This is a genomic window from Ruegeria sp. BI7, assembly GCF_056537925.1.
This window is the reverse complement of record NZ_JBQFSK010000001.1, coordinates 703,364-715,388: the sequence shown is the minus strand read 5'-3', so window position 1 is coordinate 715,388 and position 12,025 is coordinate 703,364. Positions and strand designations below refer to the sequence as shown.

The following is a 12,025-nucleotide window of genomic DNA, read 5'->3' as shown; positions in this document are numbered from 1 at the left end:
GTTCCCCCCTGCTCTGAGGCACTGCAACGATCCTGTGCGTGGATCGGCGACGCAGGGCAACCTTGGCACAATTTCCTTGAACGTCAAAGCACTACAAGGGATCAGACCCGCCCTTTACGCGTGGACAGCAACAGATTGGTCTCGGACCGCGTTATCCCCTCCATCCGCCGGATCTGAAACAAGACCTCGTCCAGTTCCGCCAAAGTTTCGGTGCCAATCTCGGCAATCAAATCCCAACTGCCGTTGGTCGTATGCACGGCGCGCACTTGGCGCAGGGCCGCGATTCTGGCCATCGTGCGTTCGGTCCCGCGGCCTTCGATCTCAAGCATCATAAGGCCCCGCACCGGGCTTTCCGCCACATCCAAACGGGTCAGGACGGTAAAGCCCACAATCTCACCCGATTGTTTCAGACGCTGCAGGCGGCTGCGCACCGTGGTGCGGGTGACGCCCAGCGTCTCGGCCAGTTCAGACAGCGAGGCCCGCGCGTCCCGGTGCAGCGCATTCAGCAACCTACTGTCCAAATCGTCCATAGTCATTTCTCATTTCGCTTATTGAGGTTTCATTTTGAGCATTTTGCTCTCTTTTCGCAACCCACCCTGCGGAACTAAACAAACATATGGACAACAAACACGTTATATTGGTCGGCGCCCCGATGGACGCTGGCAAGCGTCGTCAGGGCTGCCGCATGGGGCCTGACGCCTATCGAGTGGCCGGTCTGGATCAGGCTTTGGCCAATCTGGGTCATCAGGTTTCAGACATTGGCGATGTCCACCCGGACAGCACGGATGTGGCTGAGGACACACATCTGTTCGCCCTGCCCGAGGTCATAGGCTGGACCAACGCGCTAAGCCGTGCGGCGCAGGAAACTGCCCCCAAGGGTCTGCCGATCTTTATGGGCGGCGACCACGCGCTGTCGATGGGAACCGTTGCAGGGATGGCCGCCCATGCCCAGCAGATCGGACGCCCTCTGTTCGTGCTTTGGCTGGATGCACATAGCGACTTTCACACCCCCGACAGCACTGGCAGCGGCAACCTGCACGGTACTCCTGTCGCCTATTTCACCGGCCAGGCGGGTTTTGATAATTTCCCAACCGTACCCGCCCCGGTTCCAACAGATCGCGTGGGCATGATTGGCTTGCGCTCGGTCGATCCTGCCGAGCGCGCACGGCTTGAGGAAGATCACGCCATGCTGGCCGATATGCGCAGCATTGACGAACACGGTATCAAAGCCCCATTGAACGCGTTCCTTGATCGGGTCCGGGCGGAGAATGGCATCCTGCATGTCTCGCTGGATGTCGACTTTCTTGATCCCTCGATCGCCCCTGCCGTCGGCACCACCGTCCCCGGCGGCGCGACCGAACGCGAGGCGCATCTGGTGATGGAGCTGCTGCACGAAAGCGGCCATGTCTGCTCTTTGGACCTGGTCGAGCTGAACCCGTTTCTGGACGAACGCGGCCGTACCGCAAAACTGATGGTCGATCTGGCCGCCTCATTGTTGGGCCGCCGCATTTTTGACCGCCCAACACGGAGCTTCTGATGCACTCTCTGCAAGCCCCCCCTGCCGTCGTGATGATCCGGCCCCATGCGTTTGCTTCTAACCCTGAGACCCGCGACGACAATGCGTTTCAGACTTTGGCCAACCGCTCGGCCGCGGCCACCTCTGCTCAGGCGCGTGATGAACATGATCAGGCGGTCGCATTGCTGCGCGATGCGGGTGTAAAGGTTCATGTCTTTGACGATCACGGGGACCTCGACACACCCGACAGCGTATTTCCGAACAACTGGTTCTCGACCCATCCCGGCGGGCATGTGGCGATCTATCCGATGTTTGTACCGTCGCGCAGGCGGGAACGCCGCGCGGACGTCATTGAGATGCTGAAACAGGAATACCGTGTTCAGGACGTGATTGACTTTTCTGGACTTGAGCAGGACAAACTGGCGCTGGAAGGCACCGGAGCGATGGTTCTGGACCACGTTGGCCGCGTCGCTTACACAGTCAAATCCAACCGTGCCGATCCCGTTTTGTTGGAGCGTTTCTGCACCCATTTCAATTATGAGCCTATTGTGTTCGAAGCACATGATGCCGAAGGGCGAGATGTCTATCACACCAATGTTCTGATGGGTATCGGCAGCGAGTACGCACTGATCTGTCTGGACATGATCACCGATCCGGAACGGCGCGCGACCGTAAAAGCCCGGTTGGAAGAATCCGGTCGTACGGTCATTGACCTGACCCACGAACAGATCGCCGAATTTGCGGGCAACGCCATCGAACTCAGCGGTCGGGATGGCCTGGTTTTGGCGCTGTCGAGCCGGGCGCTTGCCGCCCTGACCCCGGATCAACTCGCAACAATCGAAGCCAGCGCAACGCCGCTGCCGCTGTCGGTTCCCACAATTGAAACTGCCGGTGGATCCGTGCGCTGTATGATTGCAGGCATCCACCTGTCCCGTCGATAGGAGACCCCAATGCAACCATCTGAAAAGGCGCTTGTGCCCTTTGTATCCGTCGACAACATGATGCGTCTGGTGCATCACGTCGGGCTTGAGAAGATGATCACCCAAATCGCGGCCCAGATCGAAGCCGATTTCAAGCGTTGGGAGAGCTTCGACAAAACCCCACGCATCCCGGCCCACTCACCGCATGGCGTGATCGAATTGATGCCTACATCGGATGGTGAGGCCTACGGATTCAAATACGTGAACGGTCACCCCAAGAACACCTCCGAAGGGCTGCAGACCGTGACCGCTTTTGGCCTGCTGGCTGATGTCTACACCGGCTATCCCACCCTGCTGACCGAGATGACGATGCTAACCGCCCTGCGTACAGCTGCAACCTCGGCACTAGTGGGCAGTTATCTGGCGCCAAAATCTTCGTCGGTTATGGCCATGATCGGCAACGGCGCGCAATCAGAGTTCCAGTGCCTGGCTTTCAAGGCCATGTGCGGGATTGATACGGTTCGTTTGTATGACACCGATCCGAATGCCACCAAGAAATGTGCCGCGAACCTTCAAGGCAAAGGACTGACAGTAGTGCCCTGCAAAACAGCCGAAGAGGCCATTGAAGGTGCACACATCATCACGACCTGCACCGCCGACAAGAAATACGCCACGATCCTGACTGACAACATGGTCGGCCCCGGCGTTCACATCAACGCCATCGGCGGAGACTGTCCCGGCAAAACCGAATTGCATCGTGATATCCTGTTGCGGTCGGAAATCTTCGTGGAATACCCCGAGCAGACCCGTATCGAAGGTGAGATTCAGGCGCTGGACGACACCCATCCGGTGACCGAAATGTGGCAGGTCATGACCGGCCAGGCCAAAGGGCGCAGCGATGATCGTCAAATCACTCTGTTCGACAGCGTCGGCTTTGCGATCGAGGATTTCTCGGCCCTCCGCTACATCAAGTCCGCTATCGAGGGAACTGATTTCTTTGAACCTTTGGACATGCTGGCCGATCCTGACGATCCGCGCGATCTATTTGGAATGCTGATGCGGGCAAGCTAAAGAACCCGCAAATGGCATTACCTCGCCCCCGGTTAACCCCGGGGGCTTATTCTATCCGGCCAGCGACGGCAAGTAGAGGACGATGGCCGGGAACGCCACAAGCAACGCGATGGTAATCGCGTCGGCGATGAAGAACGGTGTCACGCCTTTGAAGACGTCCTGAACGCTCAGGTCCGGGCGCACGCCAGCGACGACAAAGCAATTCAGGCCAATCGGCGGCGTGATCAGGCAGAATTCGGCCATTTTCACAACCAGAATACCGAACCAGATCGCACACATCGGACCGGACATACCAAAGGCGCTTTCCGCGGCGCTGACGGTTTCCCCACCGTTCAGCGCCATGACGGCCGGGTACACGACCGGTAGCGTCAGCAGCAGCATTCCGATGGCATCCATGAACATGCCCAACACCGCATAGGCCAGCAGGATGCAAATCAGGATCAGCATCGGCGACATTTCAAGCGAGGTGATCCAGTCCGAAAACGCGCCCGGCAGGTCGGCGAAACCAAGGAACCGCACGTAGATCAGCACGCCCCAGATGATCGAAAAAATCATCGCGGTCAGTTTGGCGGTTTCAAGCAGCGCGGATTTTAGCTCGGTCCAGCGCATGCCGTGGAACAGGGCAAAGCAGAAGACAATGAAGGCACCGATAGCACCACCCTCGGTCGGTGTGCCCCAGGCCTTTTCTCCGAACGGGTTATAGACAAAGCAGATGATGATCAGGATCACAGCCACAATCGGCAAGGCACCGGGCAAGGACGCAAAGCGCTGTTTCCATGTAAACCCCGTGACCGGAGGCCCAACGGATTTGAAAATCACCGCTATTCCTACAATAAGCAGGCCATAGATAACTGCCGAAAACGCCCCGGGTATGAACCCGGCCAACAGTAGCTTACCCACGTCCTGTTCAACGATGATGGCATAGATCACAAGAATGGCCGAAGGCGGGATCAGAGAGGCCAGCGTACCCCCGGCAGCAACGACCCCAGCAGCGAATTGCTTGTTGTAACCGACTTTCAGCATCTCGGGGATGGCGATGCGGGCGAAAACCGCGGATGTGGCGACCGACGCGCCCGACACGGCGGCAAACCCGGCTGTCGCGAACACGGTCGAAACTGCCAGCCCACCCGGTACCCACGCCACCCAGCGTTTGGCCGCCTCGAACAAGGCCTTGGTCAGGCCCGCGTAATAGGCCAAGTATCCGATCAGGATAAAGGTTGGGATCAGGCTGAGCGTATGGGCGGCCACCTTGGAATGCGGCACCTGCCCGGCCGTTTTCACGGCAACTGTTAAGGCTTTGCCAAACCGGTCGGGGTCATATCCGAATTTGGCCCAGAAGATCCACACCAGCCCGACCAACCCGGCAAGCCCAGCGGCAAAGGCGACCCGCATCCCTGTGACGACCAATACAAGCAGGCCACCTGTAACCCACAGACCAATATCTATTGTGTCCATGCGTTAGTCCTGCCCTTCGAATTGCTCAGCCTCGGCAGCGGCCTGCGCCGCAGCATCCTGGATCAACGGGACAGCCACCGGATGTTCGAGCCCCAGCACAAAAGCACGCCCATATCCCCAGACCTGCAACACCAGCCGCGCGCACAGGACCGAAAACGCCACGGGCGCCAGCAGCTTGGCAGGCCAAAGCGGAATGCCGATGTCAATTGAACTGTCACGGCTCCACAGCGGTGCGCCAAAATCGAACGAGCGGTCGAAATGGGACCAGCTGCCCCAGACCAGTGCCAGCATAAGCACAAGGATCAAAACTACCGAGATCAGTTCGAATAGCCACAGCGCCCGCCCGTGCAGACGCGCGATCACGATATCCATACGAATATGACCGCCTTCGCGCTGCACGTATGAGATTCCAAGGAAGGCAATCAGCGGCATGGCCTGTTCGATCCAGTCCACATAACCGGGCAAAGGCGCGTTAATCGCGTTGCGGCCACTGACCGAAACCACCGCAAGCACCATAAGGCCAAAAACGGCAAGCCCGCTGATCAATGCCAAAAACTGCTCTAACCTCAAGAGCTGACGATCCAGCCAACTGAGCCGACTGCCGTCCTCAAGCACCGTGGCTTGTCCTGCCATTCCGGTGATCCCCTGTTTTTTGATGAGCGTCCGGGTGCCCGGTCAGGCACCCGGAAAAGGAACTCAGTTTCCGCCGCGCTGTTGCTTCAGCGTAGCTTGAACCAGATCATAGAGGTCCTGCGCTGGCAGACCTTGTGCTGACATATCCGCAATCCACTGTTCACGGATCGGATCGGCTGCCTTAGCACGGAATTCTTCAAGAACGGCATCGTCGATCTCAACTTTTTCAACGCCCTTCTCAGACAAAACGCTATCCCACTGCTCAAGCAGCCCGCCGTAGTTCGCAAGGTAATGGTCAATCGCCTCGTCGATCGAACTGTTCAGCGCCTCCTTGTGCTCCGCAGGCAGCGCTTCATAGGCTTCGATATTCACCACCACCGGGCAGTTGACCGTGCCGGGGTTCAGGTTCGCGGTCCACCAGTCGGCTTCATTGATGGTGCCGAAAGACAGGTGAGCGTGTTGGGCAAAGGCAACCGTGTCGACCACACCCGATTCCATCGCGTTGAACGCTTCTGTTGCTGGGACAGAGGTTGGCACACCGCCCACAGCCTCGAACGCCTGCCCCAGGCCACCAGTGGCACGTACACGCATCCCGTCAAAATCCGCCAATTCGTCGCGCGGATCACCAGTACCGACCAGGTTGTACTGCGGCATTGGTGAGGTCATGATGATGCGCGCGTTCCACTGCGCCATCTCATCCTTAACAGCCGGGTGATCGTAGACCGCGTGGCTGACAGCCACTTCTTCGTCAAGATTGTTCACACCCAAAAACGGCAGCTCAAGCACTGTGATCGCGCGGTTCTTGTCGCGGTGATACCCGGCGCAGAATTGAGCCATTTCAAAAGCACCGATTTCAATCCCGTCCAGATTTTCCTTGGGCTTTGACAGGCCACCATAACTGACGTTGATGGTGAACTCTCCATCTGTCTTTTCACCCACCAGTTCGGACAACTTTTCAACATGTTCAGTAAAGGCGCGCCGTTTACCCCAAACCGAAGCATTCCATTCGGTTGCAGCAGCCTCTGAGACGAATGCAACACCCAAGGCGGCGACGGCCGCGCCGCTCAACATCTTTTTCATCGTAATTTCTCCCTTTGTTGCGCTTCTTTTGCAAGCGCTTGCGTTCAAAGCTAGCGCCAACATTGATGTGTGCCAACCCCGGACAAATTCACCAAGCACCAGAAGACAGCGCTAACAACCAATAGGTGCATCCAAGATTCAAAAATTGCGGTTGATCATCTGCATCCACCAATCAAAATTTCATGACACTTACTAATTTGGTTTTATTTGTTTTTTTGAAATTCATAGTAGTTTTATTTACTATTATTTGCACACTAACAAAATTTCTTTACAAACAAATATAAAGATATCGGTAATTTATTTAATTGTTTTCAGTTTCGCTTATTATTTGACGTGGGGAGGAAACGGGTCGACATCGCCCGTTCCGCGGGCAAGATTTGGCCCAGTGAAATAAAGTCCAGAGGGAGGAGCCTCAGAATGACAACCGCTGCTCAAGCAGATGCCAAGGTCTATCCGCCATCCGCAGAAACCGTTGCCCGCGCCCATGTCGATGCCGACGCATACACCCAGATGTACAACGCCTCGATCGAAAATCCTGTGGCGTTCTGGGATGAGCAAGGCAAGCGAGTAGATTGGATCAAACCGTATACACAAGTCAAAGATGTCAGCTATGATTTCGGCTCGGTTGGAATAAACTGGTATGCCGACGGCACACTGAATGTGGCAGCCAACTGTCTGGATCGCCATCTGAAAACACGCGGCGACCAGACCGCGATCATCTGGGAGCCGGATGACCCGAACGACGACGCCCAGCACATAACCTATGCCGAGCTGCACCGCCGCACCTGCCGAATGGCCAATATTCTGGAATCTCTGGGCGTTCGCAAAGGTGACCGGGTGGTGATCTATCTGCCGATGATCCCCGAGGCAGCCTATGCGATGCTGGCCTGTGCGCGTATTGGCGCGATCCATTCCATCGTATTCGCGGGCTTTTCGCCCGACGCGCTGGCAGCGCGGATCAACGGCTGCGATGCCAAGGTGGTTATCACGGCGGATGAGGCCCCGCGCGGCGGTCGCAAGACCCCTCTTAAGTCCAATGCGGATGCCGCTCTGCTGCACTGTAAAGACACCGTGAAATGTCTGGTGGTCAAGCGCACCGGCGGCCAGACCACATGGGTTGACGGCCGCGATTTCGATTACAACGAAATGGCGCTTGAAGCGGATGACTATTGCGCGCCCGCCGAGATGAACGCCGAAGACCCTTTGTTCATCCTGTATACTTCCGGATCAACCGGTCAGCCCAAAGGCGTGGTGCATACCACTGGTGGCTATCTGGTCTACGCAGCCATGACGCATCAGATCACCTTCGATTACCACGATGGCGACATCTATTGGTGTACCGCAGACGTAGGCTGGGTCACCGGCCACAGCTATATCGTCTATGGCCCGCTGGCCAATGGTGCGACGACCCTGATGTTCGAAGGCGTGCCGACCTACCCCGACGCTGGCCGTTTTTGGGAAGTCTGCGCCAAGCACAAGGTAAACCAGTTCTATACCGCCCCCACGGCGATCCGCGCATTGATGGGTCAGGGTACCGAATGGGTCGAAAAGCACGATCTGAGCGATCTGAAAGTGCTGGGCACCGTGGGTGAACCGATCAACCCCGAAGCGTGGAACTGGTATAACGAGGTTGTCGGCCAGGGCAATTGCCCCATCGTCGACACATGGTGGCAGACCGAAACCGGCGGTCACCTGATGACCCCCCTGCCCGGCGCTCATGCGATGAAGCCCGGCTCGGCGATGAAACCGTTCTTTGGAATTCAGCCTGTCGTTCTTGACCCGCAATCGGGTGTCGAAATCACTGGAAACGGGGTCGAGGGCGTGCTGTGCATCAAAGACAGCTGGCCCGGTCAGATGCGCACCGTCTGGGGCGATCACGAGCGGTTCGAGAAAACCTATTTTGCCGACTACAAAGGCTATTACTTCACGGGCGACGGTTGCCGCCGGGATGAGGATGGCGACTACTGGATCACTGGCCGTGTCGATGACGTGATCAATGTCTCGGGCCACCGTATGGGTACGGCCGAGGTAGAAAGCGCGCTGGTGGCGCACGCCGCCGTGGCCGAAGCTGCTGTTGTCGGTTATCCCCATGATATCAAAGGGCAAGGCATCTATTGCTATGTCACTCTGATGAACGATCGCGAGCCTTCGGATGAGCTTCTGAAAGAGCTGCGCACTTGGGTTCGCACAGAAATTGGCCCGATTGCCAGCCCCGATGTGATCCAATGGGCCCCCGGCCTGCCCAAGACCCGTTCCGGCAAAATCATGCGCCGTATCCTGCGCAAGATCGCCGAAAACGACTTTGGCTCGCTGGGTGACACTTCGACCTTGGCCGATCCGTCGGTGGTCGAAGATCTGATCGAAAACCGCGCAAGTAAGTGAGGATGTGATGGACGCTGCCACGACCACCACCCCCGCCGTTCTGATCCTTCTCGGCCCTCCGGGCGCCGGGAAGGGCACGCAGGCGCGGATGCTCGAAGACACGTTCGGGCTTGTACAACTCAGCACCGGCGACCTGTTGCGTGCCGCCGTTGCCGCCGAGACCGAGGCCGGACTTGCTGCAAAGGCCGTTATGGAAGCTGGCGATCTGGTCAGCGACGAGATCGTCATCGCTATCTTGCGCGACCGGCTGGATGAACCGGACTGCGCCAAAGGTGTCATTCTGGACGGCTTCCCGCGCACGACCGTGCAGGCCGAGGCGCTGGACGGATTGCTGTCGGAAAACGGCCAGAAGATCAGCGCCGCAATCAGCCTTGAGGTCGAAGACGCCGAAATGGTCACCCGCATCTCGGGCCGCTACACCTGCGCAGGCTGCGGTGAAGGATTTCATGACACGTTCAAGGTCCCCGCGGTCGAAGGCAAATGCGACAAATGCGGCTATACCGAGTTCAAACGCCGCGCCGACGACAACGCCGAAACCGTTGCCTCGCGCCTTGCTGCCTATCACGCCCAAACCGCGCCGCTGATCACTTACTATGAATCCCACGGTGTTCTGCAACGCACTAACGCAATGGGCAAGATCGAAGACATCGCGAGCGACCTCAAGAATATCGTGGGTCACGCGATGAGTTAAGGGGAGGAGAAAAGCCCCCCAAGGCTTTGATCCAACAAGAGAATACTTCAATGGACCCGCCTTGGCGGACCAGAGGAGTCTTGCCTGACATCATGCTGGTGCCAGGCACAATCGAGAAGCGGCCCAAGTCACTGGAGGAGTTGGGCACGGGCCGCCCAACGAGGAAGCGAAGGAGGAACCCGCAATGGCGGATCAATCAACAAACTCCGCGCAGGCTGCCGAGGCCGACAAGGGCTATTGGCAGGCCAACCTGCGTCTCATCTACATCAGCCTCGTGATCTGGGCGCTGGTGTCTTTTGGATTCGGCATTCTGCTGCGTCCGCTGCTGTCCGGTATCGCCGTTGGCGGCACCGATCTGGGCTTTTGGTTCGCTCAGCAGGGATCAATCCTGGTCTTTCTGGTGCTGATCTTCAACTACGCCTGGCGCATGAACAAGCTGGACGCCGAATACGGCGTGGATGAGGAGTAAACCCCATGGACCAGTTTACTATCAACCTGCTGTTTGTCGGCGCGTCCTTTGCGCTATACATCGGCATCGCGATCTGGGCCCGGGCGGGTTCCACATCGGAATTTTACGCCGCCGGTCGCGGCGTTCACCCGGTCACCAACGGTATGGCAACAGCGGCCGACTGGATGTCGGCGGCTTCGTTCATCTCGATGGCGGGTCTGATTGCCTTTACCGGCTATGACAACTCGACCTTCCTGATGGGTTGGACCGGTGGGTACGTGCTGCTGGCACTGCTGCTTGCGCCTTACCTACGTAAGTTCGGCAAATACACCGTATCGGAATTCATCGGCGACCGCTTCTACAGCCAGACCGCACGTATCGTTGCGGTGATCTGTCTGATCGTGGCCTCTGTGACTTACGTAATCGGTCAGATGACCGGCGTTGGCGTGGCCTTTGGCCGCTTCCTCGAGGTGTCCAACACATCCGGTCTGCTGATCGGTGCCTGTGTCGTGTTTGCTTACGCGGTGTTCGGCGGGATGAAGGGTGTGACCTATACTCAGGTCGCTCAGTACTGCGTGCTGATCACAGCCTATACCATCCCGGCAATCTTTATCTCGCTGCAGCTGACCGGCACGCCGGTTCCGGCGCTGGGTCTTTTCAGTGATACCGCCAGTGGTGAGCCTCTGCTGACCAAGCTGGACGCAATCGTGACCGAGCTGGGCTTTGCCGACTACACAGCGCACCACTCGAACACGCTGAACATGGTGCTGTTCACGCTGTCGCTGATGATCGGTACTGCCGGTCTGCCGCACGTGATCATGCGCTTCTTCACCGTGCCTCGCGTGGCTGACGCCCGCTGGTCGGCTGGCTGGACGCTGGTCTTTATCGCGCTGCTGTATCTGACCGCCCCTGCGGTTGGCGCAATGGCCCGCCTGAACATCACCGACATGATGTGGCCCAATGGTGGCATCGAAGGTGGTGCCGTTTCGGTCGAGGAAATCGACACGGATCCGCGTTATGACTGGATGCAGACATGGCAGAAAACCGGGCTGCTGGATTGGGAAGACAAGAACGGCGACGGTAAAATCCAGTACTACAACGATCAGAATGCAGACATGCAGGTGCTTGCCGAAGAAAAAGGCTGGGTGGGTAACGAGTTGACCAAGTTCAACCGCGACATCCTGGTTTTGGCCAATCCCGAGATCGCCAACCTGCCAGGTTGGGTAATCGGTCTGGTCGCTGCCGGTGGTCTTGCGGCTGCTCTGTCGACCGCTGCGGGTCTGTTGCTGGCGATCTCGTCGGCTGTGTCCCACGACCTTGTCAAAGGCGCGATCAACCCGCAGATCTCGGAAAAAGGAGAGCTTCTGGCGGCGCGGATCGCAATGGCCGTGGCCATCGTTGTTGCAACTTATCTGGGTCTGAACCCACCGGGCTTTGCAGCGCAAACTGTGGCCTTGGCCTTCGGTCTGGCGGCAGCCTCGATCTTCCCGGCGCTGATGATGGGGATCTTCTCGACCCGCATCAACAACACCGGCGCGGTTGCTGGTATGCTGGCTGGTCTGACCGTGACCCTGGTCTACATCTTCCTGCACAAGGGCTGGCTGTTCATTCCGGGCACCAACTCGTTCACCGATGCTGATCCGCTGCTGGGTCCGATCAAGTCGACCTCGTTCGGTGCAATCGGTGCGATGATCAACTTCGGTGTCGCCTACGTGGTCGCTGGTATGACCAAAGAGACCCCGCAGGAGATCGTGGAATTGGTCGAAAGCGTTCGCATTCCCCGTGGCGCTGGCGCAGCTCAGAATAAATGAGCATGATGCGGCATATGG

The 12,025-nt window shown here is 57.9% G+C and carries 11 protein-coding genes; 7 read left to right on the top strand and 4 right to left on the bottom strand.

The features are described from left to right. Positions 1-101: 101 nt before the first annotated feature. Positions 102-530, bottom strand: coding sequence for an Lrp/AsnC family transcriptional regulator (locus ACR0JB_RS03600; protein ID WP_058280995.1), 429 nt, complete (start codon positions 528-530; stop codon positions 102-104). Between the two features lie 86 nt (positions 531-616). On the opposite strand from ACR0JB_RS03600, the gene rocF reads away from it, so the two are divergent. The 3 genes from rocF to ACR0JB_RS03585 are packed head-to-tail and all read left to right on the top strand — an operon-like array spanning position 617 to position 3,507. Then, entirely contained in the window at positions 617-1,537 is a 921-nt protein-coding gene (gene rocF / locus ACR0JB_RS03595) for an arginase (protein ID WP_170358057.1), read from the top strand. Continuing rightward, positions 1,537-2,457 (top strand): citrulline utilization hydrolase CtlX, encoded by a 921-nt coding sequence (gene ctlX, locus ACR0JB_RS03590; protein WP_170505030.1) that lies wholly within the window; start codon positions 1,537-1,539, stop codon positions 2,455-2,457. Before rocF ends, ctlX begins: the two co-directional genes overlap by 1 nt. Before the next feature lie 9 nt (positions 2,458-2,466). Beyond that, on the top strand, positions 2,467-3,507 hold the full coding sequence (locus tag ACR0JB_RS03585; RefSeq protein ID WP_170505027.1) for an ornithine cyclodeaminase: 1,041 nt from the start codon (positions 2,467-2,469) through the stop codon (positions 3,505-3,507). Between the two features lie 51 nt (positions 3,508-3,558). On the opposite strand, the gene ACR0JB_RS03580 is transcribed toward ACR0JB_RS03585, so the two are convergent. From ACR0JB_RS03580 to dctP, 3 genes are all read right to left on the bottom strand, one after another. After that, a complete protein-coding gene (locus ACR0JB_RS03580) occupies positions 3,559-4,962 on the bottom strand; it encodes a TRAP transporter large permease (protein ID WP_170505023.1) in 1,404 nt (467 codons plus the stop codon). Between the two features lie 3 nt (positions 4,963-4,965). Beyond that, on the bottom strand, positions 4,966-5,595 hold the full coding sequence (locus ACR0JB_RS03575) for a TRAP transporter small permease (protein WP_170358049.1): 630 nt from the start codon (positions 5,593-5,595) through the stop codon (positions 4,966-4,968). 63 nt (positions 5,596-5,658) lie between these two features. Beyond that, entirely contained in the window at positions 5,659-6,675 is a 1,017-nt protein-coding gene (gene dctP, locus ACR0JB_RS03570; protein WP_170393707.1) for a TRAP transporter substrate-binding protein DctP, read from the bottom strand. A gap of 417 nt (positions 6,676-7,092) precedes the next feature. Between dctP and acs the strand changes: the two genes are divergently transcribed. The 4 genes from acs (at position 7,093) to ACR0JB_RS03550 (ending at position 12,007) form a co-directional block, all read left to right on the top strand. Beyond that, a complete protein-coding gene (gene acs / locus ACR0JB_RS03565; protein WP_170348426.1) occupies positions 7,093-9,057 on the top strand; it encodes an acetate--CoA ligase in 1,965 nt (654 codons plus the stop codon). Between the two features lie 7 nt (positions 9,058-9,064). After that, positions 9,065-9,748 (top strand): adenylate kinase, encoded by a 684-nt coding sequence (locus ACR0JB_RS03560; protein WP_170374930.1) that lies wholly within the window; start codon positions 9,065-9,067, stop codon positions 9,746-9,748. Positions 9,749-9,932: 184 nt separating this feature from the next. Beyond that, the gene (locus ACR0JB_RS03555; RefSeq protein WP_170348424.1) at positions 9,933-10,217 is read left to right on the top strand and encodes a DUF4212 domain-containing protein; all 285 of its coding nucleotides are present in this window, start codon (positions 9,933-9,935) and stop codon (positions 10,215-10,217) included. Between the two features lie 5 nt (positions 10,218-10,222). After that, positions 10,223-12,007 carry a sodium:solute symporter family protein gene (locus ACR0JB_RS03550; protein WP_170393705.1) on the top strand — a complete coding sequence of 595 codons (1,785 nt, stop codon included), beginning with the start codon at positions 10,223-10,225 and terminating at the stop codon, positions 12,005-12,007. Positions 12,008-12,025: the final 18 nt, after the last annotated feature.

What these genes read in the sequence shown, in the direction of transcription:
- ACR0JB_RS03600 (WP_058280995.1), bottom strand. Translation starts at nt 530, where the DNA reads ATGGACGATTTGGACAGTAGGTTGCTGAATGCGCTGCACCGGGACGCG.
- rocF (WP_170358057.1), top strand. Translation starts at nt 617, where the DNA reads ATGGACAACAAACACGTTATATTGGTCGGCGCCCCGATGGACGCTGGC.
- ctlX (WP_170505030.1), top strand. Translation starts at nt 1,537, where the DNA reads ATGCACTCTCTGCAAGCCCCCCCTGCCGTCGTGATGATCCGGCCCCAT.
- ACR0JB_RS03585 (WP_170505027.1), top strand. Translation starts at nt 2,467, where the DNA reads ATGCAACCATCTGAAAAGGCGCTTGTGCCCTTTGTATCCGTCGACAAC.
- ACR0JB_RS03580 (WP_170505023.1), bottom strand. Translation starts at nt 4,962, where the DNA reads ATGGACACAATAGATATTGGTCTGTGGGTTACAGGTGGCCTGCTTGTA.
- ACR0JB_RS03575 (WP_170358049.1), bottom strand. Translation starts at nt 5,595, where the DNA reads ATGGCAGGACAAGCCACGGTGCTTGAGGACGGCAGTCGGCTCAGTTGG.
- dctP (WP_170393707.1), bottom strand. Translation starts at nt 6,675, where the DNA reads ATGAAAAAGATGTTGAGCGGCGCGGCCGTCGCCGCCTTGGGTGTTGCA.
- acs (WP_170348426.1), top strand. Translation starts at nt 7,093, where the DNA reads ATGACAACCGCTGCTCAAGCAGATGCCAAGGTCTATCCGCCATCCGCA.
- ACR0JB_RS03560 (WP_170374930.1), top strand. Translation starts at nt 9,065, where the DNA reads ATGGACGCTGCCACGACCACCACCCCCGCCGTTCTGATCCTTCTCGGC.
- ACR0JB_RS03555 (WP_170348424.1), top strand. Translation starts at nt 9,933, where the DNA reads ATGGCGGATCAATCAACAAACTCCGCGCAGGCTGCCGAGGCCGACAAG.
- ACR0JB_RS03550 (WP_170393705.1), top strand. Translation starts at nt 10,223, where the DNA reads ATGGACCAGTTTACTATCAACCTGCTGTTTGTCGGCGCGTCCTTTGCG.